This is a genomic window from Arthrobacter sp. TMN-49 (genome assembly GCF_054511095.1).
In genome coordinates this window covers 218,973-241,293 of sequence record NZ_JBTNDH010000001.1, presented here as the reverse complement: position 1 = coordinate 241,293, position 22,321 = coordinate 218,973, and the positions used below count along the sequence as shown (strand labels likewise).

Annotated in this window: 20 protein-coding genes and 1 pseudogene; 11 read left to right on the top strand and 10 right to left on the bottom strand. The window is 61.9% G+C overall.

What is annotated here, in order from left to right:
• The first annotated feature begins 113 nt into the window (after positions 1 to 113).
• Positions 114 to 1,721, top strand: coding sequence for a DUF5677 domain-containing protein (locus tag ACX80E_RS01085; protein ID WP_459299677.1), 1,608 nt, complete (start codon positions 114 to 116; stop codon positions 1,719 to 1,721).
• Between the two features lie 460 nt (positions 1,722 to 2,181).
• Here ACX80E_RS01085 and ACX80E_RS01080 read toward each other — a convergent pair whose 3' ends face one another.
• The 4 genes from ACX80E_RS01080 to ACX80E_RS01065 form a co-directional block, all read right to left on the bottom strand.
• Positions 2,182 to 2,688: a hypothetical protein gene (locus ACX80E_RS01080; RefSeq protein WP_459299675.1), complete on the bottom strand. Its 507-nt coding sequence runs from the start codon at positions 2,686 to 2,688 to the stop codon at positions 2,182 to 2,184.
• Between the two features lie 191 nt (positions 2,689 to 2,879).
• Positions 2,880 to 3,263: a hypothetical protein gene (locus tag ACX80E_RS01075; RefSeq protein WP_459299673.1), complete on the bottom strand. Its 384-nt coding sequence runs from the start codon at positions 3,261 to 3,263 to the stop codon at positions 2,880 to 2,882.
• Positions 3,264 to 3,317: 54 nt separating this feature from the next.
• Positions 3,318 to 3,656: a hypothetical protein gene (locus ACX80E_RS01070; RefSeq protein WP_459299671.1), complete on the bottom strand. Its 339-nt coding sequence runs from the start codon at positions 3,654 to 3,656 to the stop codon at positions 3,318 to 3,320.
• Complete coding sequence (locus ACX80E_RS01065) at positions 3,653 to 4,024, bottom strand: hypothetical protein (protein ID WP_459299669.1); 372 nt, start codon at positions 4,022 to 4,024, stop codon at positions 3,653 to 3,655. The genes ACX80E_RS01070 and ACX80E_RS01065 overlap by 4 nt, the downstream gene beginning before the upstream one ends.
• 196 nt (positions 4,025 to 4,220) lie before the next feature.
• Here ACX80E_RS01065 and ACX80E_RS01060 point away from each other — a divergent pair.
• The 3 genes and pseudogenes from ACX80E_RS01060 to ACX80E_RS01050 all read left to right on the top strand — a co-directional run.
• A pseudogene (locus tag ACX80E_RS01060) lies at positions 4,221 to 4,325 on the top strand (DUF4244 domain-containing protein); the annotation flags it as partial.
• A 34-nt stretch (positions 4,326 to 4,359) separates the two neighbouring features.
• Positions 4,360 to 4,890 carry a TadE family type IV pilus minor pilin gene (locus ACX80E_RS01055; protein ID WP_459299667.1) on the top strand — a complete coding sequence of 177 codons (531 nt, stop codon included), beginning with the start codon at positions 4,360 to 4,362 and terminating at the stop codon, positions 4,888 to 4,890.
• Positions 4,877 to 5,287 (top strand): Rv3654c family TadE-like protein, encoded by a 411-nt coding sequence (locus ACX80E_RS01050; RefSeq protein ID WP_459299665.1) that lies wholly within the window; start codon positions 4,877 to 4,879, stop codon positions 5,285 to 5,287. The genes ACX80E_RS01055 and ACX80E_RS01050 overlap by 14 nt, the downstream gene beginning before the upstream one ends.
• On the opposite strand, the gene ACX80E_RS01045 is transcribed toward ACX80E_RS01050, so the two are convergent.
• Positions 5,255 to 7,582, bottom strand: a complete 2,328-nt coding sequence (locus ACX80E_RS01045; protein ID WP_459299663.1) for a DEAD/DEAH box helicase — start codon at positions 7,580 to 7,582, stop codon at positions 5,255 to 5,257. The genes ACX80E_RS01050 and ACX80E_RS01045 overlap by 33 nt on opposite strands.
• A 163-nt stretch (positions 7,583 to 7,745) precedes the next feature.
• Here ACX80E_RS01045 and ACX80E_RS01040 point away from each other — a divergent pair, with 163 nt between their 5' ends.
• Positions 7,746 to 8,159: a phage holin family protein gene (locus tag ACX80E_RS01040; RefSeq protein WP_459299661.1), complete on the top strand. Its 414-nt coding sequence runs from the start codon at positions 7,746 to 7,748 to the stop codon at positions 8,157 to 8,159.
• Positions 8,160 to 8,175: 16 nt separating this feature from the next.
• Here ACX80E_RS01040 and ACX80E_RS01035 read toward each other — a convergent pair whose 3' ends face one another.
• On the bottom strand, positions 8,176 to 8,892 hold the full coding sequence (locus ACX80E_RS01035; RefSeq protein WP_459299659.1) for a GNAT family N-acetyltransferase: 717 nt from the start codon (positions 8,890 to 8,892) through the stop codon (positions 8,176 to 8,178).
• A gap of 76 nt (positions 8,893 to 8,968) precedes the next feature.
• On the opposite strand from ACX80E_RS01035, the gene trhO reads away from it, so the two are divergent.
• Complete coding sequence (trhO, locus tag ACX80E_RS01030; RefSeq protein ID WP_459299657.1) at positions 8,969 to 9,862, top strand: oxygen-dependent tRNA uridine(34) hydroxylase TrhO; 894 nt, start codon at positions 8,969 to 8,971, stop codon at positions 9,860 to 9,862.
• 158 nt (positions 9,863 to 10,020) lie between these two features.
• On the opposite strand, the gene srmL is transcribed toward trhO, so the two are convergent.
• Positions 10,021 to 11,139, bottom strand: a complete 1,119-nt coding sequence (gene srmL, locus ACX80E_RS01025) for a PheS-related mystery ligase SrmL (RefSeq protein ID WP_459299655.1) — start codon at positions 11,137 to 11,139, stop codon at positions 10,021 to 10,023.
• Positions 11,140 to 11,324: 185 nt separating this feature from the next.
• On the opposite strand from srmL, the gene ACX80E_RS01020 reads away from it, so the two are divergent.
• Positions 11,325 to 12,950, top strand: coding sequence for a DUF7059 domain-containing protein (locus ACX80E_RS01020; protein ID WP_459299653.1), 1,626 nt, complete (start codon positions 11,325 to 11,327; stop codon positions 12,948 to 12,950).
• 290 nt (positions 12,951 to 13,240) lie between these two features.
• Positions 13,241 to 16,039, top strand: a complete 2,799-nt coding sequence (gene topA, locus ACX80E_RS01015) for a type I DNA topoisomerase (RefSeq protein WP_459299651.1) — start codon at positions 13,241 to 13,243, stop codon at positions 16,037 to 16,039.
• Between the two features lie 69 nt (positions 16,040 to 16,108).
• Here the strand turns inward: topA and ACX80E_RS01010 are convergent, their stop codons facing one another.
• From ACX80E_RS01010 to ACX80E_RS01000, 3 genes are all read right to left on the bottom strand, one after another.
• On the bottom strand, positions 16,109 to 16,549 hold the full coding sequence (locus tag ACX80E_RS01010; RefSeq protein ID WP_459299649.1) for a TlpA family protein disulfide reductase: 441 nt from the start codon (positions 16,547 to 16,549) through the stop codon (positions 16,109 to 16,111).
• A gap of 56 nt (positions 16,550 to 16,605) precedes the next feature.
• Positions 16,606 to 19,572: a Tn3 family transposase gene (locus ACX80E_RS01005; RefSeq protein ID WP_459299647.1), complete on the bottom strand. Its 2,967-nt coding sequence runs from the start codon at positions 19,570 to 19,572 to the stop codon at positions 16,606 to 16,608.
• A 75-nt stretch (positions 19,573 to 19,647) separates the two neighbouring features.
• Positions 19,648 to 20,220, bottom strand: coding sequence for a recombinase family protein (locus ACX80E_RS01000; RefSeq protein WP_459299645.1), 573 nt, complete (start codon positions 20,218 to 20,220; stop codon positions 19,648 to 19,650).
• A 320-nt stretch (positions 20,221 to 20,540) separates the two neighbouring features.
• On the opposite strand from ACX80E_RS01000, the gene ACX80E_RS00995 reads away from it, so the two are divergent.
• The 3 genes from ACX80E_RS00995 to ACX80E_RS00985 all read left to right on the top strand — a co-directional run bounded on the left by ACX80E_RS00995 (position 20,541) and on the right by ACX80E_RS00985 (position 22,150).
• Positions 20,541 to 21,038, top strand: a complete 498-nt coding sequence (locus ACX80E_RS00995) for a hypothetical protein (RefSeq protein ID WP_459299643.1) — start codon at positions 20,541 to 20,543, stop codon at positions 21,036 to 21,038.
• Positions 21,039 to 21,049: 11 nt separating this feature from the next.
• On the top strand, positions 21,050 to 21,559 hold the full coding sequence (locus ACX80E_RS00990) for a hypothetical protein (RefSeq protein ID WP_459299642.1): 510 nt from the start codon (positions 21,050 to 21,052) through the stop codon (positions 21,557 to 21,559).
• A gap of 147 nt (positions 21,560 to 21,706) precedes the next feature.
• Positions 21,707 to 22,150, top strand: a complete 444-nt coding sequence (locus ACX80E_RS00985) for a lactococcin 972 family bacteriocin (RefSeq protein WP_459299640.1) — start codon at positions 21,707 to 21,709, stop codon at positions 22,148 to 22,150.
• Positions 22,151 to 22,321 lie beyond the last annotated feature (171 nt).

Sequence of the window (22,321 nt, the reverse complement as noted above, 5' to 3'; positions counted from 1 at the left end):
CGATAGTGAAGTCAGCCGGTTGAGTCGGATCAAAGAGGTAGATTTCGGACATGAACCTCCAGAAGCCAAACCAACACTCGGGACCTATGTCTGGCCATGTAAGAAAGGGCCGCGTGTTCAAGTCCCCGCTCGCAGCGACCGGAGCGTTGGTTCTGGAGAACTGGCTCAAGGACGACTTCCCAGATCTCCTCTGGCCCGCACTAGTATTGGCGGAGCAAGGCAATGACAGCTTCCGGCAGTTTGTGAAGTGGCAGGAGGCCGTACAGGAAAGGCTCGCCCACCATGGAGAAATTGCGTGGGTCGCAGAGGCATTGGACGGACGGCTCTCGCACCTGGCCGCTCTGGCCGCGAAGTTTCCTGACGCTTCCGGGATCGTCGTCGACGAGGCTGGCCGGTATGGCCTGCTTTCTGAAGGCGTTTGCAGTGCGCTGGCCTCGTACCCGTATCGGCCGGCTGCCTGGCTTGTCGGCGACATTGAGGTGGCACCACCGAAGCAGTCGGACTTGGACCTGGTTCTGGACGCGCTGATCTCGGTCATGAGGGACGGCCATCGTGAAGCGCTGATGAAATGCTTCCGCACCTGGAGCACCGTTCAGGCAGGGACGTTCAGATCGAGTGGCCCCACGATCGACCTATTGAAGGACTACCCAGGTGACCCCTCCAAGCGTGCGGCAGCTGACTCGGCCGTGCGAGCGATGTGGGGCGCACACAAGGCAATGGTGCAGGTTGATGATCCGACCCACTTCGATGAAGCGATCAAATGGGCACGCGTGTTCTGGGGAACGAACTCGATGACATCCAGGTGTATTCGGAAGCGGGACGTCGAAAACCCCGACGACGGCCCCAAGGAATCAGCCTCCGGCGAACCGGCCGGGCAGGTTGCATCGTCTGTTCGCTCCGAAGAAGCTAAGCCTAGTCCCATGCCCGAGGGTGGGGAGAACCTTCGCCAGTTCACGATGGATGTCCTGAGTAGCTTCGTCGAGGCGCTGGAGACCGCCCCGTCCCACCTGTTCGCAAACGAACGGCAGGAGGTTGTTTCTGGACTTGTGTCCCGCGCCGGGCGCGATCTCGTGGTGGTGCTGGGCGCTCCCGACTTGTGGTGCCTGGAGCACGGCGCTCACATCGGGCGCATGTTGGTGGAGACGAAGATCTACCTCCACTGGATGTCGCAGCAGGACCTAACCATCTATAGGCAGTTCCAAGAATATGGAGCCGGCAAGGCGAAGCTCTACGCGCGCATCTCAGACGAGTTGCCCGACGAGGCGCGAACCGCAGGCTTTCGCGAAAGCATCGACGAACTCGAGCGTCTCAGCCACAATCACGATGTGCTCGACCACCGAACAGTCGACACTCGAGACACATTCGCTGACGGCAAGTCGATCCGTGCCATGGCTGATGAAGCTGGTCTGTTGGACTTCTATCGGCAGGCGTACTCGCTCTCTAGTGGAGTCGTGCACTCGGAGTGGTGGTCAGTCGAAACGCACGCGATGGAGCCCTGTTTGAATGTTCTCCACGGAATGCACCTCATTCCTAGCCTGTCGCTGAACCCGGGAGGCAACGTCGAGTTGGCTTCGGCCTGGGTCGACCAGCTCTACTCGCTTGCACGCACGGGACTGCGCGTCCTCAGGACTGACGAAGATGCAGTAGCTGCAGCATTCGCCTGGCTGGACGACGTCCACGACCCGTCAGAGGAACCTGACGATGAGGGTTTGGTTTCATGACGTTTCATCTTGTGGCGACGTGTTGGAGTTCAGGTTCATGGGCCAATTCACGGCATTCAGAATCGGAGGCGGCGACCGACACGCATGCCGGTTGCCGCTCTTTGATGGCTGTCGTGCAGCCGCAACGTATGCTGCCGACCACCTCCTCGGGATCCTAGCCCGCAGTTTTGTGACCATGGACGGAGATCGAGTGACCGCACGAGCGGCATTCACTCTGAATCAGCGACACACTTGGCAGAGGGGGCCTCGTTCGCCCGGCGCCCGTCCCAGCTTCAGAACATCGACAATCGCCAGCTTGGCCGGCTGTACTCCCGCCCACTCCGGCCGCGGCTATGTTCCCCGGCCCGCACCCCGTACCGCCCCATCATGTCGGTGCATGACTACGGCGGGGCTACCTTTCGCCACGATCATCCGGCTCAGTCTGATCCTTTGTGCTCTTGCGTCGATGGTCGCCTACTGGTCAGGTCATCGGGAGCTTAAGGCCGAATTCCTGTGCGCGGTCATTCACCCACTCTTTCCCGGCGGACGTTATCCAACGCCCCGTCTCGTCGTTGTAGGTTCCGCCGTTACCCTTAGACCATGCGGTGACGCCGCGGGCACTGCTGTAGCCAGCCTTGATTGCATAAGTTCGCACTTCAGCTGGAGTGGCGCCTCGCGCCTCGCGGACGTTGATGGTCCAGATAGCCGACAGATAGACAAGGTCTTTCATTTTTCTCTGTTCGAGGGATCCCTGAACCTTCGGCGAGAACGGCAGCTCGTTGATCGGCGATGTCAAAGGGTCCCAGAGGGCGCCTGAGGTGGGGGTCAGTGCGGCTGTTGCTGAAGTTGACTCTGCGGAGCTCGAGCCCGAAAGGTCGACGTGACTGTTGCTCCGTGTGAGGGCTGCTTCTAAGGAGTCGGCGAAGGCGCGACTTGCCTGAACGAGCGCGGCGACAAGTGCCCGGTCGAATGGTGCTTCCGTCATCATGGCTTCCTTCGTCTTGAATTGGTCTTGTAAATACAAGAGTGGAGCCAGGTGATTGCAAAGTCAACTCCAGCGCGGTTCATTTTCACGAATTGTCGTCACAAGGTCGCTAGCGGAGAGCGAATGCCATCACACGGCAGTGCGCACGCGGCTCAAGGTGTGCACGATATTTGGCGAGGGAACGCCGACGCGCTTCATCCGGTGAAGTGGTCCTCGACCATCGCTTGGGCGGCGTTCATAACTTTCTTGGCATCGAGCTTGCTGATCGCCTCGATGAGCGAGATCTTGTCCAACCAGGGGCTGGCGCCGATGAACCACAGCCGAGCAACATGCTCACCTTCGTTCATTGACACGGCGATCCATGCCCGGAGGGCCAACAGCTGTCGCGGCACGGCGGCCAGCTTCGGCTCCGGACCAGTGTCTCGGGCCCACTTGTAGCTTATGCGCGGATCCTTGCAGCCGGTCAGACCCGCAACTAGGGTCGCCCCAAATCCGCTGTTGAGCTGGCGGACCACCTCGCGGACGCCTAGGCGTGCGTTCCTCACGAACCCGGTGTTCTGACTGGTGTTGATGATCATGTGGTTCCTTGGCAGTGGCGGTTTCAGTTCCCCACTTCATGTTGATGGAAGCGGCTAGGCCGAAGAAAAGGCATGACTGCTGGCCTTGATGCTTAACTCACCGTCACCACCGTCCGGGGCAGACGCCAGTTGTGCCGTCAGATTCTGGTACATCTCTGTGTCAGCTTCAGATACATCCTGAAGCAGCTGCGCGAGGAGTGCATCCGTCGCCGGTGACGGTTCATAGGAGAGAAGACCCACCTCTTCGCGGAGAAACTCGCTGACAGCCGTGCGCAGCAGGAGGAGATCGCGCAGACGTGCCATGGTCTCGTCGATCTCCGTCGGGCGGCGGATACAGCTTTGAAAGTAGACGAAGCCATCGGCATAGTCCCTGGCGTTTCCGAGTGCGGTCATGAGGCACCACCCAGGATTACCGCAAGGCGTTCTCGCTGTTCTGGTGAAAGCGGAGGAAACGTGGCAACTACGCGGGCGATGACAGCAGCATCATCCTCGGCCACTTTCGAGGCTTCATTCGCAACCGTAGGGTTCAGTTGCACGACCGACTTGATCGGGCGCTCATATTCAGCAAGGTCGGCACTACGGGCCCGAGTTCCGTACATGGTCTGCGCGGCAGGTAAATGACCACAATCTTTGCGGTCGACTTCCACTCGACGACTAGCTGTGTGCGGGTAATTCCTAGTGATCGCACCGAAGTTATATAGCGCAAGATCGTAGTCGTCGAGTACATCGGCGATCGTTGGGGTTAAAAGAGCAGCATCCATCGGAAGCCTCCATTGTTGGAGATCTTCCGGTTCCCCACCACGCTTCGGGTGCTTTGACCGGCTACATATCTGGGTGAAGAAATCCCGTGCTTCTAAGTCACGGCCCCAGCGGGATTCATTTAGGCTCGAAGAGTATCACAAAATGGAGTGTTTCTCCCGAGTGAATTTTCATTTACGAATATGCCATTAGTCGCCAACGGTGGCGGCTGTGGGCTTTGCCGGCCTGTTGGTGGTGATCCTCAAAAGTGATGAAGTGCGTGGATTCCTTCTGAACATCATTCGTACAGCCTTGAGTTTTTAGCTGCCAAAGGGAACCGAGAACCGGGACGAGTGCCATGCCGTCATCTCCGCCGCACCACCATGTAGTGCGCATTGCGCAGCCGCGCCTGGCCAAGCCCGGAAGCTGGCGAAACGTAGCGAGCACACGCGGATCCGTCAGTGCGGAGATCGCAGTGGTGTTGCCTGCAATCACTGCCCTCTTGGCTGTCCTGCTGCTCAGCGTGTCCGCCGGGATGCTGCAACTGCGACTGGAAGAGGGTGCTAGGGCAGGTGCCCGAGCCCTGGCTCGTGGCGACTCCACAGCCCTAGTTCTTGAACTCGTTTCCCGGGTGGCGGGGGAACGGGTCACGGCTTCTCTGGCAAGTTCCGGAGGCTACGCCACAGTCACCGTTCAAGGAAAGGTGGAGGGGGTTTTGTCAGGCCTTGTTCCTTGGACCCAGTCGGCGCAGGCCAGTGCAAGGATTGAGGCAGCAGCGTCGAAGTCATCGTTGTGGAGGTGGGTCGAGGTGCCCCACTGCCAGTTCCGTGCAGCCGTTTGTTCGGCGGGCACTGTGACGCAACTGGGTGGTGACCGTGACGTCGGCTGAGGAAGGTGCCGGGACTGTGTTGGCTGCGGCGCTGGCGCTGGCCTTGCTGTTGCTCACGGCAATGGTGATGTGGCTGGGCCAGGCCGCAGTAGCTGCTGGCCAAGCCGCAACCGCGGCGGACTTGGCTGCGCTTGCGGCAGCTGACGCTTACCGGGGCCTCAGCACAGGTGTTCCCTGCCAGGTTGCCGCCGACGTGTCGGCACACCATGGGGCCACCTTGGTGGAATGCAGGCTTGTCGGGGCCGGCTCGGTCCAGGTTAACGTGGCCATCCAAACGTCAATGCCGTGGTCAGCGTACGGCCGTGCCAGGGCCGGACCGCCCCCCGGATACGGCAGTTCCAGGAACACGTCATCCGGGTACCCGCTAAGGGGCGTTGTTGAGTATGACCTTGAGTAGCTGGACGGCCCCGGCTTTGTCCAGAGGGTTGTTCTTGTTCCCGCACTTTGGTGATTGCACGCAGGATGGGCAACCGGAGGGACACTCGCAAGCCTCAATGGCTTCCATCGTCGCCCGCAGCCAGATGCGGGCCATATCGAAGCCCCGCTCGGCGAAGCCAGCTCCGCCGGGGTGCCCGTCATAGACAAAAATAGTTGGTTGGCCGGTGTCGGCATGGACGGCTGTGGAAACCCCGCCCACGTCCCATCTGTCGCTGGAGGCGACGAGCGGTAGCAAGCCGATCGCCGCATGTTCGGCAGCATGCAAGGCGCCCGGAAACTGTGGTTCCACGAGTCCACCGGCAAGCATGGTGGCGTTGTCCATGGTGAACCACACGGCCTTGGTGAAAAGATCCCGTGCCTCGAGTTCGAGAGGTTCCTCGCCCAGAACTTCGTTGGAGATGAGAGCCTTCCGTTGAAAGGAAACCACCTGGGTGCGTACCAGCACTGAGCCAAAGTGCATCTCGACGGGGCCCCACAGCTCATGTCTGATCGATTCGAGCACCTCAATTTGGGTGACGTCCCGGGCTGTGGTGTAAAAGTCAGGGGTCCCGCGGCGGACAAGCGCGCAGTGCTCCGCCTCGTTGAGTTCAAGAACAACATAATTTGTCCCTTGATGAACGTAAACGGCTCCGGTGTGGGCTTGGTAGTGGGACTGGGGCGAGCCCATGGTGCCCAGCAGGGCGCCCGTGTCAGCCTCAATAATATTGATGGGTCCGCCGCCGTCGTCACGAAGATTCACCATTGCGGCGGCGCTTTGAGGATGGGTCCAGAACCAGCCGGCAGGCCGCTTGCGTAAGTATCCTTGGGCTACCAGCTGATCCAACAAGGCGGGTGTGCTCGCGTCAAAAATCGCCAAATCCTGATGCGTGATGGGCAACTCGGCAGCGGCCGCACACAGATGCGGGCCCAGAACGTAGGGGTTGGCCGGGTCGAAGACTGTGGCCTCCACGGCCCGATCAAAAATGGCCTCGGGATGGTGCACCAGGAAGGTATCCAAGGGGTCGTCGCTGGCCACAAAGGCGGCGAGGGCGTCCTGACCTGCGCGCCCTGCACGGCCGATTTGTTGAAAGAACGATGCCCGGGTGCCCGGCCACCCGGCCACCAAGACCGCATCGAGGCCGGAGATGTCAATGCCCAATTCCAATGCTGAGGTGCTCGAAATTCCGAGGAGATCTCCGGCGCGCAAAGCCTTTTCCAGCTCCCTGCGCTCTTCCGGAAGATAGCCGGAACGGTAGGCGGCAACACGCGAAGGAAGGCTGAGATCCACATCCTCCAAAAGCCGCTTAGTCACCGTCGAGATCGTTTCTGCACCGCGACGCGACTTGATGAAAGCAATGGTGCGCACATGGGAAGAGACAAGATTGGCCAACAAATCCGATGTTTCAGCTATGGCTGTACGTCGGGTTTTGGCTCCGTTTTCACCGGAAAAATCCGTCAGCTCCGGCTCCCACAACGCCACAGTGGTGGCTCCGTGCGGGGAGCAATCGTCGGTAACAGTGGTGACAGGGGCGCCAATGAGGCGAGAGAAAGAAGCTCCGGGATCAGCCGAGGTGGCTGAGGCCCCGATGAACGTGGGGGAGGACCCGTAGTGGGCGCAAATACGACGCAATCGGCGCAACAAAACAGCAATATGGGAGCCGAAAACGCCCCGATAGCTATGGGCTTCGTCGATGACGACGAATTGCAGGCGCCTAAAGAATCGGGCCCACCAGGTGTGGTTTGGCAGCACCCCAAAGTGGAGCATGTCAGGGTTGCACAAGATAAAATTACTGTGGTCGCGAATCCAACGCCTGTCTGCCGGGGCAGTGTCGCCGTCATAGGTGGCGGCGCGCAGCGTAGATAAATGCAGTGAGTTTAACGCAGCCAGCTGGTCCGCCGCTAGTGCTTTGGTCGGGGAGAGATACAGGGCAACAGCCCCCTCGGTCTCCAGAAGGCCAGGGTTTTCGTTCACCCTTAGCTGCGCCGTGTGAACAGCGTTGAGGGCAGGAAGCTGGTATGCCAAAGACTTCCCCGATGCGGTGCCCGTGGCGATGACAGTGTGCTGACCGCTGTGCGCGGCGTTGGCTCCTTCCACTTGATGCCGCCACGGTTCTGCTACACCCAGCAACGAATACGCGCTGACAATATCGGGGTGGACCCAAGCGGGCCACGGCGCATTGACAGCCTGCCGGGCCGGGATCCTGCGCACATGCTGCAACTGGGGAGGGTTGGTTCCCCTGCCCAGAAGTGAGATCAGCGAATTGTTGGTTGACACTTCATCATTGTGTCACCGCCGGGCTTGTACCTCATGGACGGACTGGCCACGCTAGCCGACGGGACCAGAAATCTGTGGCCCGCACCCTCACCCGGTAACAATCGATGCGCCGACTATGGAAATGGCATGTCCAGAGTGGATTTCCATTCCTATACTTACGCACATGATAATTCTTCTGATTCGAGCAGCGATCTACCTGGGCACCTCGGCACTGGGCCTGCTGGTGGCCTCATGGGTCCTGCCCGACTTCGGCCTTGAATGGCGCGGATTCATTGTGGCGGTGGGGGTCTTTGCCCTGTCCCAGTCGATTCTGACACCCTTCATTGCACGTATCACTAACCGCTACGTCCCCGCCGCGCTGGGGGGAATCGGGCTGATTTCAACGCTGGTGTCGCTCGTGTTGGCGCAGATGTTTCCCGGTGGCTTGCACATCAACGGATTTACCACGTGGATCACGGCGGCTTTGGTGATTTGGGTGACCACCACGCTGGGGGCAATCCTCCTGCCCCTGATCTTCTTGAAAAAGCGCCTTGCCCGGCGCGCCGCAGGATCTGCAACGCCGCCGGTGCGCCCGTAACGCACTGCCGGGCGAGCTAGGAATTGGCGGCCATCTCCAACAGCCGTGCCCGGGGCACCAAAACAGTCACCGAACCTAGGCTGCGCCACCCCAGCTTGTGGTACAGCCGCTGCCCGTCTGTGCTGGCCAGCAACAGCCCTGTGGTGACCGGGTGTTCCAGGGCTCTGGCCGTCAGCGCCCGCATGAGCAACATGCCATATCCGCGACGTCGGTGTTGTGCGTGGGTCTCCAGCTGATCAAAAACGGCATAGTCACCGTAAATGCCCACCTTGCCGTTGGCCAGAACTTTCTGTCCACGGAGAATGGCCGCTGAAAAGCGGGCCTGGCAAGCCGTATCGCTATGCTTGCCACCAATTTCCTTGACCACCAGTGACAACTCGGGGTCGGCCAGAAAGGGGTCCTGATTGTCCTGGGACTCAATGGCGAGGATCATCAGCTGCTCCGAGTTGGAAATCATCCCCAGGCCGGCCCTATGGGCTTGTTTTACGTAGCCGTGCACATCGCTGCCGATGACGCAAAGGGCCCGCCGGGGTGAGCTGACAACCTCGGCTGCGACGGTGGCAAAGGCGGCAGGGGTGGGTGCGGCAATGAAGTATTCCCAATCTCCGTTGCGGTCCAGTCGCAAGGCCGCCACGTAGCCCGGTCCGGCGCTCACTTGGTAGCTGCGCAGTGAAGTCCAGGCGGTAACCCATGCAGCCACATGCCGCTGCAGCTCTGTGGCACGATCCATCATGGTATTAGCCTATGCCCACGGCCGGGTTGGGGTGTGAGATGGGGGTCATTTGGTGGCACAAAGTAGTCTTTAACATGTGTCTTTGAACAAAATTGTGCTCTTTTACGGCTTTACTCCCCTTAGCGATCCAGAAGCCATCAAGCTCTGGCAGCGTGCCCTGTGCGAAAAACTCAGCCTCAAGGGCCGCATCATCATCTCCAAGGACGGCATTAACGCCACCGTTGGCGGCGACATTCGGGACCTCAAGCAGTACCTGAAAACCACGCGTGAATACCCCGGTTTCAGGGACATGGACATCAAATGGTCCGACGGTACAGGAGATGACTTTCCGCGCCTGAGCGTCAAGGCACGCGAAGAAATTGTCAGTTTTGGCGCCCCTGGCGAACTCCAGGTCGATAAAAACGGCGTGGTGGGCGGTGGCACCCACCTCAAGCCCGAAGAGCTCCACGAACTCGTTGCTGACAAAGAGGCTAAGGGCGAAGAAGTGGTGTTCTTTGACGGCCGCAACGCCTTCGAAGCCCAAATCGGCAAGTTCAAAAACGCCATAGTCCCGGACGTCGACACCACCCACGACTTCATCAAGGAACTCGATTCGGGCAAGTACGACGACCTCAAGGACAAGCCTGTGGTCACCTACTGCACCGGCGGAATTCGTTGCGAAGTGCTCAGCTCGCTCATGGTCAACCGCGGCTTCAAAGAGGTCTACCAAATGGACGGCGGGATCGTTCGCTACGGTGAGACCTTCAAGGACAAGGGCCTATGGGAAGGTTCGCTCTACGTTTTCGACAAGCGCATGCATATGGAGTTCAGTGACGAGGCCAAGGAGGTCGGCCACTGCATCCGATGCAACAATCCCAGCAATAAGTTCGAAAACTGCTCCAACCCCAGCTGCCGCAACCTTAATCTCTACTGCGCAGAATGCGCCAGCGCCCCGGAAACCCTTCAGTGCCCACAAGGCTGCACCGCATAGTCCCTGTCTCCTCCCACTGCTCGCAAGCTCGCAGCGGGGCCCTCGGAGACAGGGGCCCAGGTGTCTCCTCCCGGAACACAGCCGCTGGCGCGTCTGCGTTCCGGGGCCCTCGGAGACAGGGGCCCAGGTGTCTCCTCCCAAACACAGCCGGGGTCCTTTCACACGTCGATCAGCTCCGCGTGGGGCCCCTCATGCAAGGCCGTATAGACGCAGTTTCGTAGCATGTTGGCCTCCGCAGAGGTGAGTGTCCGTTCCAGGGACTGAAGGGTTAACCGCACCAGCACATTCGCCTGGCCGGGCACCATCCCCAACCGAACCACGGCACTTTCCGGAAGCCCGGAGGCAGGGGTGAGCGCCAGTACCTCCAACCCGGCCAGCACGTCGGCTTCCGTACCCAAAGCGGAACGGGCCGCATCCCCCAAAACTTCAGCATCGACGTCGTCCGCGCAAACCAAGGACAAGTCCCGGCGCACCGGCGGCATGAGCGAAACGGCCACGTACGGCGACAACCCCGTCATCTGGGCACAAACGCGTGGATCGGCGGAGCGCAACAGTCGGATATCGTCAATGCCCTTGCGCAGCATCAGGGCCCTGTCCAGGCCCATCCCCAGCGCCAGCCCGCACCAGCGGCGCGGATCAAGCCCGGAAGCGCGCAGCACATTGGCGGCCACCAACCCGGCTTCGGCCAGCTCCAGCCATTCCCCGCGCACGTGGACGTCCAGTTGCACGCCGGCAGTGGTGTACGGGTGGGGACTGGGCACTGCACGCCAGCGAGCGCCCGGCAGGACAGCCTCAACCACTGTGCCGAGCATGGCCGTCAGATCGGGCACTGTCAGGAGCCCGCGTGAACGCAGCCGCCATAAATCCACCTGATGCGGCGTGCCCACATGGGTGCGATCCACGGCGTCGCGCCGGTACACCAGCCCCGGCAATACCGCCAAGGTGTCATAGTGGCCCAACTCCGGGCGCAGGGAATCCAGCACGGCAGGCATTCCGGCGGAGGTGTGGCTGCGCAGCATGACTGTGGGGCTGACCTGCCGGGAGTACCGAGCATCCCGGGTGATGTCTGTGGGGCTGAAACCTAGCCGGTCGTAGTTATCGCGCACGGAGACCAGCGGGCTGGGCCGGTGCTCGACAACGGGCACGCCCCAGAGCGCAGCGAGGGCGTCGGTAACCGAAGCGAGCATCGCTGACATGGCGTGTCCGGTAGAAGGCTCGCTCAGATCAGGGATGGAAAGCGCTGATTGCAGGGCAGAGGGGGAAAGATAGGTGTGCATGGGTGAATCCTTTGGTATCCGGGAGGCGGTGGGCGGGAACCCCTCAACCGCTGCCGGATGGACTCAGCGCGTCAGCGAAGCAGCCCATGCGGCCAAAGGCGGCCGAGGGCAAGTAAATTGCTGACGAGTCTGCATGCGTCGATTGTACCCCCGACCCCGCCGCTGCCACTCGGTAGGCTAGTCAAATGACTGACTTCAGCACCGTCCCCGACGCCCCTCGCAGTGACAACCCGGCCCTCCTTGCCGCCCTGGCCGCAGACCTCACCGCTATCAACTACACGGTCGACGGCGTGGCGGAGCTCCTTGGCGGGGACGCCAACCAGGCGCTGGCCCGGGACCAGACAGTTCCGGCCGCCTTGGCGCTGCGCAACAATCAGGACGCGTTGGCGACTGTGGTCAAGCTTTGGCTGCTCGCAAACCACCTTCCGGCGGATCAGCTCGCCCGGGCACTGCCCGCGACAGGCCTTGACGCCCTCGTGCACCTGGGTCTGATCGAATTCGCGCCGGAGCCAGGCATGGTTCGGGCCGCCGTCGACCTTCGCCCCTATGGTTGGCCCGCGGCGGCCGAAGGTGCCGCGGAGACGAACCTGTGGGTGGCCAGCGATCTTGGCGCCCACCAGCGTCCCGGTGTGCTGCGCAAGGACCACGTCCTGGGCATTGGCCAGGCGTCGCTGACGTTGGCCCAGGGCACCATTCGCCGTGAGGTGGACAGGGCGTTGGATGTGGGGACGGGTTGCGGGATTCAGCTGTTCCACCTCCTGCAGCACGCCAAAACTGTTGTGGCCACAGACATTTCGGCACGGGCCCTGGCGTTCACCCGCTTCAACCTTGTCCTCAACGCCCCGGAGCTGGGCCTGAATGCCACCGATTTTGACCCGGACAACCAACAAGCACGCGTCTCCCTGCGCCTGGGCAGCCTGCTGGAACCGGTGGCCGGTGAACGTTTTGACCTGGTGGTTTCCAACCCGCCGTTCGTCATTACGCCGCGGCACGGCGGTGAGAGCAGCGCTGAGCAGTTCACCTACCGCGACGGTGGGCTCGCCGGCGACGCCATTGTGGAGTCGCTGGTCCGCGAGCTGCCCGGTGTCCTGGTACCAGGCGGTGTGGCGCAGATGCTGGGCAATTGGGAGATTGTGGCGCAGGAGACGCCCGACGGCGGCACGGCAGCCCTCTGGCAGGCCCGCCCCGAGCGGTGGCTGGCCCCGGGCACCGACGCGTGGTTCATTCAGCGTGAACAAATCAGCCCGGGCGGCTATGCCGAAACGTGGTTGCAGGACGCCTCGCAGGGCCGCGATTCACAGGCCTACGCCGACGCCTATGAGCAGTATCTCCTTGATTTCGCCTCTCGCAACGTCACAGGAATCGGCTTCGGCTACATCTTGTTGCGCCAGCCAGCGCCGCATGAAACGGCCATCACCACGAACTTTGAGGAAATTCTGTACCCCATTGAACAGCCTGTAGGCCCGCACCTGGCCGCTGCGTTGGACCGGCAGCAGTGGTTGGATCAACACCCCGACATCGAGCACGTATATCTCCTGGTCGCCGAGGACGTCACGGAGGAGCGCCACCAAAAGCCGGGCGCCGAACACCCCGGCGTCATCCTGCTCCGCCAAGGTGCCGGGCTGCGTCGGACCAATCTCATGAGCACCGAGCTGGCCGGGTTGGTCTCGGCGTGCGACGGCGATCTGAGTGTTGGCCAAATAGTTGGCGCGCTCGCCGTGCTGCTCGAACGCGACGACGAGGAATTCGCGCACTCCCTCAACAGTGATGTCCGCAACCTTGTCAAGGACGGATTCCTGATCCCGGCCTAGCCCGGTGGCGGTACCACCGCCGTGATTCTGGGCACCCGGTAGTCGAAGGTGGGCGGCGCTGCCGAGCCACCCACCCCGGCGCGGCGGCTGCCTTCGCGGCAGCAGAATCAAGGGCGCTGAGGTCCGGCAAGCCTAGGGGTCGTGCCCCGGCCGAGCGGTCCCCGGGCACCCGGACCGGGGCATCAATTTTGGACCCAGTTTCCCCAGCAATACGCGTTCACGGTAAAAATATGGTGAACTAGGCTCTTGAGGACGCCGTTCGTCCCCCTTTCCTTCCCAGTAGGAGTACCGTGCCCAGCAAGGCAGCAGCCAGCAAGCCCAAGACCGGCAAAAAGCTCGTGATTGTCGAGTCCCCTGCCAAAAGCAAGACGATCGCCAAATACTTGGGCGAGGGTTTCGTCGTCGAAGCCTCCATTGGGCACATCCGTGACTTGCCGCAGCCTTCCGAACTCCCCGCGGAGCTGAAGAAGTCCTCGATCGGCAAGTTCGCCGTCGATCTTGAGAACAACTTCAAGCCTTACTACGTGGTGTCTCCGGATAAGAAGAAGAAGGTGGCCGAGCTCAAGGCGCAGCTCAAGGACGCCGACGAACTCTACCTCGCAACTGATGGGGATCGCGAGGGCGAGGCCATCGCGTGGCACCTGCTTGAGGTGCTTAAGCCCAAGGTGCCCGTGCACCGCATGACCTTTGCCGAAATTACCAAGGAATCCCTGCAGCGCGCCATGGGGAACCTGCGCGAACTGGACACCGACCTGGTGGACGCACAGGAAACCCGCCGCGTGGTGGACCGCTTGTTCGGCTACGAGCTGTCCCCGGTGCTGTGGCGCAAGGTGGCCCCGAAGCTTTCCGCAGGCCGTGTCCAGTCAGTGGTGACCCGCATGGTGGTGGAGCGTGAGCGTGAGCGCATGGCGTTCCGTTCGGCCAACTACTGGGACCTGGCCGGCACGTTCAGCCCCGCAACGGGTGAGTCCTTCGGCGCCAAGTTGGCTGCCGTGGATGGCCGCCGGGTTGCCTCGGGCCGCGATTTCAACGACCAGGGTGAGCTGACGGGCAAGAACGTTGCCCACCTGGACGAGGTTGCCGCCAAGGCGCTCGCAACTGCTTTGCAGGACGTGGCGTTTGCCGTCCGCTCGGTGGAGCACAAGCCCTACACCCGCCGCCCCGCCCCGCCGTTTACGACGTCGACCCTCCAGCAGGAAGCCGGCCGAAAGCTGCGCTTCTCCTCTAAATCGACAATGTCGACCGCCCAGCGCCTGTACGAAAACGGTTACATCACGTATATGCGTACCGACTCATCCTCCTTGAGCGATGAGGCAGTCAATGCCGCCCGCCGCCAGGCCTCGGAACTGTACGGCCCCGAATTTGTGCCCGCAACCAAGCGCGTCTACGCCAACAAGAGCTCCAACGCCCAAGAAGCGCACGAGGCCATCCGCCCCGCCGGTGACTCCTTCCGCACCCCGGCTCAGGTGGCCAGCGCCCTGCGTGGGGACGAGTTCAAACTGTACGAGCTGATCTGGAAGCGCACAGTTGCCTCCCAGATGGCTGACGCCAAGGGTTCGACGGCGACCATCAAGTTGGGTGCCACGGCTATTGGCGGTGCCGCTGACGGCCAAGACGCCGAGTTCTCGGCCTCCGGTACTGTCATCACCTTCAGGGGCTTCATGGCCGCCTATGAGGAGGGCCGGGATGAGTCCCGCAACGCCTCCGATGACTCGGACCGCCGCCTGCCCAACGTCAAGGAAAACGATGCGCTGAGCGCCGCCGATGTTGCGGCCAACGGCCACGACACCTCCCCGCCGCCGCGGTTCACCGAAGCGTCCCTGACCAAGGAAATGGAAGAGCGCGACATTGGTCGCCCGTCCACCTACGCCTCCACCTTGTCCACCATCATGGACCGCGGCTACGTCCGCAAGCAGGGCTCGGCCCTGGTACCCAGCTGGATTGCGTTCTCGGTGGTGCGCCTGCTGGAACTGCACTTCACCGACTACGTGGACTACGAGTTCACGGCCGGCATGGAAACCGGGCTGGATAAGATCGCCAACGGCCAGGACAAGGGTTCGGACTGGCTCAAGCGCTTCTACTTCGGCGACGACCACGACGCCGGCCTGCAGAGCATTGTGAACAACCTGGGTGAAATTGATGCCCGCGAGATCAACTCGATACACATCACAGACACCTTGGTGCTGCGCGTGGGCAAGTTTGGTCCGTACCTGGAGAGCACAGTTCCCACTGTGGACCCCAAAACGGGTGAAATTATTGAAGCTGCCCGCGCCAACGTCCCGGAGGATCTGGCCCCCGATGAGCTCACGCCCGCCAAGGCGCAGGAACTCATGGACACGGCAGCACCGGAGGAACGCGTCTTGGGCGTTGACCCGGTCAGCGGCCACACAGTCGTTTCCAAGAACGGCCGCTACGGCGCGTATGTCACCGAGGTGATCCCGGAGATGACCGAAGAGGACATCGCCAATCAGCCGGTCGAGTACTACAAAAACGGCAAGCCGAAGCCCCCGAAGAAGCCCGTCAAGGTCAAGCCGCGCACCGGCTCCTTGTTCAAGACCATGACTGTGGACACTGTCACGCTCGATGAGGCGCTGGCCATCATGAGCCTGCCTCGCGTGCTGGGCACAGATGCCGAGGGTGTTGAGATCACGGTTCAGAACGGCCGCTTTGGCCCGTACCTGAAGAAGGGCGCGGACTCCCGTTCCATCGGCACTGAGGAAGAAATCTTCACCATCACGCCGGAGCAGGCGCTGGAAATTTACTCCCAGCCCAAGCAGCGTGGTGCCCGCACAGCCGTGCCACCGTTGGCCGAGTTTGGTGAGGACCCCGTCTCAGGGAAGAACATTGTGGTTAAGGAAGGCCGCTTTGGCCCCTACATCACCGACGGCGTCACCAACATCACGGTTCCACGCGGAACCGAGGTGGAGGAGCTGACTCGGGAGATCGCCGTCGAGCTACTGGCTGACAAGCGCGAACGGGGCCCCGTCAAACGCACCGCCAAGGCGCCTGCGAAGAAGGCACCGGCCAAGAAGGCCGCCGCGAAGGCCCCCGCGAAGAAGGCTGCCGCGAAGGCGCCGGCCAAGAAGTAGCTTTGCCGTAACGCCAACAGCCCCGAACATCAGCCGATGTTCGGGGCTGTTGGCGTTTGCGCCGGATTCTTACTCTTCTGCCAGGGCGGAGGTGACCAGGTCCTTGAGCGTGCCCTTTTGGGCAACGCCGACGATCCGTGCGGCGACGCGGCCCTGCTTGTCCAGGACCAGTGTGGTGGGGACAGAGGTGGGCGCCACAAGCGCGGCCAGCGCCAGCAACACTCCGCCGTCCTTGTCAGCAATGCTGGGGTGGCTGAGCTTGAAATTGCGTTCGAAGGCCATGGCCGTGCCCTTTTCGTCCCGGATGTTCACGCCGGAAAATGTCACGCCTGCCCCGGCGAAGTCGACGTGGCTGTCATCGTAGAGCATGCCGGTGAACTGTACCGGCGCCAGGCGGTCGTCGGCCCCGTATTCGCTCACCGTTCCGTCCCCGGCAACGTAGTTCTTGTTGTCCCCAACATTGGCCGGCTGCGGCCAGGTCCACGGCCAGCAAAGGCACCACCACAGCATTGTGGGGAGAAACCGCACTGATGGGGGTGGCTTGTGAAAAAGTAGAATATCCGACGCTAAGGTTTTGTCGAGCGCCGTAGGGGCCTGTATTTGCCGGGTTTGATATTGTTGGTGCGGGGCCAGGTGTAATCCCCGGTGAGGTTGATGTGTTCCCATCCCAAGGGTGAGAGGAACCGCAGCAGCTCAGGGTCCGTGGTGTTGCCTTCCTGATTCAAGGTGGTGATGGTGCGGTCGAGGTAGACCGTGTTCCAGAGAACGATGGCCGCGGTGAGAAGATTCAGCCCCGAGGCCCGGTAGCGCTGTTGCTCGAAGGACCGGTCGCGGATCTCTCCCAGACGTTTGAAGAATACGGCTCGGGCCAGGGTGTTCCGTGCTTCCCCCTTGTTCAGTCCGGCCGTGACCTTGCGGCGCAGGTCGGGATCTTGGAGCCAGTCCAGCAGGAAGAGTGTTCGTTCCAGTTTGCCCAGTTCCCGCAGTGCGGTGGCGAGTCGGTTTTGGCGTGGGTAGGCGCCAAGTTTGCGCATCATCAAGGAGGCGGTCACGGTGCCGGTCTTGATGGATGCGGCTAATCGGAGGATCTCGTCCCAGTGTGCGGTGATGGTTTTTGTGTTGATGGTGCCGCCGATCAGCGGAGCCAACGTCGACAGTTCAGCGTCGTTGGTGGGTGTGTAGAGGCGGGTGTCGCCGATGTTGCGGATCCGGGGTGCGAACCGGTAGCCGAGCAGGTGCATGAGGGCGAAGAGGTGGTCGGTGAACCCGGCGGTGTCGGTGTAGTGCTCCTGGATGGCCAGGTCGGATTCGTGGTAGAGCAGCCCGTCCAGGACGTAGGTCGCGTCGCGGTCCCCGACGTTGATGAGTTTGCTGTGGAAGGGCGAGTACTGGTCCGAGACGTGCGTGTAGATCAGCCGTCCGGGCTCGGCACCGTATTTGGGGTTCACGTGCCCGGTGGATTCGGCCTGGCTGCCGGCGCGGAAGCGCTGCCCGTCCGAGGACGAGGTGGCGCCATCGCCCCAGTGTGTGGCGAAGGGATGCCCGTGCTGGGTGTTCACCAGTTCCGCCAGGGCGGCGCTGTAGGTTTCATCCCGGATGTAGGAGGCCTGGTGGCGGTCCAGTTGGGCGTAGGTGACGCCGGTGCATGACTCGGACATTTTCGTCAGGCCCAGGTTGATTCCGTCGGCCAGGATCGCGGTGAGCAGGAGTTGTTTGTCCTTGGAGGGTTGGCCTGACTTGAGGCTGGTGAAGTGGCGGGTGAACCCGGTCCAACCGTCGACTTCCATCAGCAGGTCGGTGATCCGGATTCGCGGGAACATGGCGCTGGCCTGGTCGATCAGGGGTTGGGCGTGCGCGGGGACGATCGTCTCGAGCGGGGTGATCTTCACGCCGTTGGCCGTGATCAGCACCCCGGGCAGTTCGTCGCGGGAGGCAAGCTCGTTGACCTGGTGCAGCCGTTCTCTGAGCAGGGCGAGGCGGTCCTCGAGATAGCGTTCGCCGCCGGTGGCCGTGACCAAGGGAAGTTCCCCGGCGTTCTTCATGGCCGTGTAGTCGGAGCCGGCCATCAGGTAGTCGTCGAAGTCGCGGAATTGGCGGGAGCCGGTGACCCACATGTCCCCGGAGCGAAGCGCGTTCTTGAGTTCCGCGAGGGCGCAGAACTCGTAGAAACCCCGGTCGGTGCCGGTTTCGGTGAAGACCAGGGGCTTCCACCGGGCCCTGATGAAGGCAATGGGTGCATCCTCCGGGATCTTACGGGCGCCTGAGGTGTTCAGGGTGCGGATGACATTGATCGCGGCCAGCAGGTCCTGTGCGGCGGGGGCTGCCTGCAGGTCCAGGGCGGCAAGAAACGCCGGGGTGTAGCGGCGTAGCGTGGTGAAGTGGGAGCTGACGAGGGCGAGGTGGTCTTCGAGGGCCGGCCGGGTGAGCTCCTTGGCTTGGGCTATGCTTTCGGCCAAGGATTCCCAACCGATCGCTGTTTCGATCGCGGCGAAGGGATCCTCGCCGGTTTCCCTGGCCTCGATGAGGGCATCGCCGAGCTTCGAATGCATGCGCATCATGGCCGTTACGGTGGCACGGGAGGCCAGGGTGTTCTGGTTTTGCTTGTTCTGGGCGGTGCGAATGATCCGGCCCATGATCCGGTCGTGCAAGTCAATGATTTCGTCGGTGACCGTTGCCATGCTTTCCACGGACAAGGCAAAGAGGGTCGCGTACCTGCGTCCGGGTTCGAATTTGGCCAGGTCCGCCGCCGTCATCGATGCGCCCTCGCGGGCCAGCTTCAACAACCTGTTCCGGTGCACCAGTTTGCCTGCGGCCCAGGGAAGACCAAGAGCACGCCAGGTCGTGAGCCGGTCGATGTGCTCGTTCATCGCCCGTGCGTTGGGGCGCAACGGGGCCTGCCGCAGCCAGCCGATTTCGGTCAAGGAACTATCGGGGCGGCGAAGCAACAACCCGTCCAGGCGCCGCCGGTGCTCGACAGAGAGGTGGCCGCAAATTGTGGCGTGGATTCGCCGATTCGCTTTGGTCAGGGCCTGCGCGCAGGCCCTTTCAATGACCCCCACTCCGGGCGAGGCGACCTTCCGTGATTGCAGGAAGTCCCGCGCCGCTTCGACCAAGAGAAGGCCCTTGTCCGTGTGCACGGCCACCTCGCCCACGTGTCCCACGAGCTGGCGGAAATCCGCGATTCCGAACGTGGACATGCCCAGATACGCGCGGATCTCCCGTCCGTGTTCCTGCCGCGTTTCCTCACGTGTCCCGTATTCGTCCCAGGCCTCGACCGAGATGCCCAGCTGGGTTGCCATCCAGGAAACCAGTTCAGGGGGCACTTCGGTGTCTTCGGCCAGAGTGATTCCTGGGTGTCTCAGCAGACAGAGCTGGATGGCAAGGCCCAGCCGGTTGGCATCTCCGCGGCGTTGCCGAATCAATGACATGTCCGTTTCGCCGAGCGTGTAGCGGGCCGACAGGTCCTCTTCATTGGTGGGAATTGCCAGGACCTGGCTGCGCTCGGCAGCCGTGAGCAAGGATCGTAGGGCCACTTCAGAAGTCCTTTCCGGTTGGATGGCCGTGGTCTACGGACGTGCCGTGGCACGGTGATGAGCATGGCTCACCGTTCATGGTTTGGCCAGGTGCCGGTAGATGGTGGGCCGGGTGACGCCGAATTCCTGGGCGATCTGTTCCACGGTGTGGGCACGTTTCCCGTCGGCGTCCTTTTCCTCATACATCTGCCGGGCCAGCTTGACCTGGCGCGGGCCGAGTTTTGGTTTCTGCCCGCCTGTCCGCCCGCGTGCCCGGGCTGCGGCGAGCCCGTCGCGGGTCCGCTCCGACATGAGCGCGTGTTCGAACTCGGCGATCGAGCCGATGATCTGGAAGAACATCCGCCCGGCGGGCGTGGACGTGTCGACGCCCTGGTCCAGGACCACCAGGTCCACGCCGCGTTCCTGCAGCGTCTTGGACAGGTCGATGAGGTTTTCCAACGAACGGCCGAGCCGGTCGAGCTTGGTGACGACGAGCTGGTCCCCGACCTTGTTGGCCGAGAGCAGCGCCTTGTCGAATTCGGGCCTGCGGGCGAGTTTCCCCGAGGCGGTGTCGAGGAACACCTGCTCGCAGCCGGCCGCGCGCAGGGCGTCGTGTTGGGCTTCGGGGTGCTGGTCGCGTGTGGAGACACGCCCGTATCCGATTCGCATCACCAAAATGTATCACCAACCCTGCTGGGCGTTACATAGGCGCGTACACGGAAAGCGTTACAAAATTGGCCGCGTGGTTCCGCGGTTCCCAAAACCGATTTTGGAGTGTCTCGCTAACGATCGTTACCGGACGCTGCGTAGGTTTAGTGCAGATTTTGACGAATTCACAAGCCACCCTAAGAACCGCGCGAAGAGGCCGCCCAGGCCTGAAGCGACGTATTTCCAGGAAGCACTTGTGTAGCGCCTAGCGCAATGGATAGATTCATGTCGTCGGTGATTATTGATAGCGATCGTCACGGCACATAGGGCAAGGGGACCCCATGAAAATCCGTAAGTTTTGGACGTTGATTGCTGCCTTCCTGATGGCAGTAGTTGTCGGGATGTCAGGCCAAGCAGCGTCCGCTTCATCGCTCACGTCGGAAACAACGGTAGGCGTCACCACCGTTGACGCGACCCAGGATCAAGACACGGCCCTGATGGCGGCGGCAGCATACAGGCCGCCTACGGCTGCGAATTTTCGGTACAACCTGATCCAGCGAACCGGTTACGACCCCGGGTCGCGGTGCCAGGCACACCACACCATGCCTCAAACCTTCAAAACGTACTTCGGCGCTAAGGGCATTCAGATCCACGACCCGAGTTACGGTCTGTGGTGGGTTTCGACTGCTGGGGTGGCCAACAACCACTCCTCTCTGGCCGCCGCGTACAACCGCGACTGGCAGAGATGGAAAGACCAGAACCTGAACGCGACGAAGGCAACCGTGCTTCAGTTCAACACGTCGATTACGGCCGTTTACGCGAGGTACTACCGTTGCTGAAAGGCGAGGGCTTGTCCGAGTGGGTTCGCATAGGGGCCAGATCAAGACGCAACGATGTGTGGCTCGACGTCTACGGACAAGGTAAGCCGAAGATCACCGGAGATCCCTGGTACATGCCCGACGGTGTCACCAGTGTCTACCCGTTCATCGAGGACTGGCGTCCTGAAGAACTTCCGTTCCCGGTTTGGCTTGCTCCCTACAACGGAGGTAAGAAGTTCGGTGACCTGCTGTGGACCGGTGGGATAGCTTTGAAGATTGCCTCCACTCGTTTCATCGAGGCACTTCGCGCCGCTGAGGTCACCGGTTACCGAACCTTCGAGGTCGAGGTTCGAGACCACGCCGGCTCGCCTGTCGAGGGATACACCGGCTTCGCGACCGATCCGTCCCCGGGGACTGACATCCAGAACCTCTACGGCCAGACATATCAGAACTCTGCTTTCATCGCCACACAGCGTGTCGTCAAGGCATTGCACGATCACGGAGCTGACCAGCTGGAGATCAGCCCCTACACCCCCGACTGACGTCGAAGCTCTCGCGCAGGGAACGAATCGCGCGACCACAACCTGGTGTCGGAACACACACCAGTCTCAGGCGCCGCGGCCACAAGGACCGGAGTGGCTCAGCATCACCGCGCCACCACAGCGAACCAACTCGAAGGAGAATAGATCATGGGTACATCTCGAATCGGCCGGACAATCGTGCTCGTCGGCGCAGCAGTCAGTCTTACTCTCGCCGCAACGGCGGGGGTAGCAGTTGCCGGAGGCAGTGGCGCTCCGGTCGCCAAGGACGGCGGCTCGGCCGTCGTGACCGAGCGGGGCACGACGACCGTCAGCGACGTCACCAAGCCCAAGCCCGGGACGGTGACGCCACTCGCCGTCACCACGAAGAAAGCCGGGGGTGGGACCTGGACCTACGGCAGGAGGGCCGCGGCGTTCCCCAACGACATTTGCTTCTCCAACTACGTGCACAACTCGGTCTACCACAGTGCCACCACTATCTTCGGCGACGGGAACAGCAAGAAGTTCGCCGACCCCTCGCTGTACGCGAACTCCTCGGTCACCAAGAACGGGTTCTTCACCGGCGGCTGCCAGTCGTACTGGAACACCTACTGAGCGCGCCTGCGTACTGGCCAGCTGAGCCAGCACGCAGCCATGAGTTCGTAGGCCAGTCCTCGAGGGCTTGAGTGACGTGAAACTAACGCAGGCTCCCGGTTGCCCGACGCGCATCTCTGCGCCGTTGCGCGTCCGGGAGCCTGCCTATGCGGTGCAGCGCTCAAACGGCGC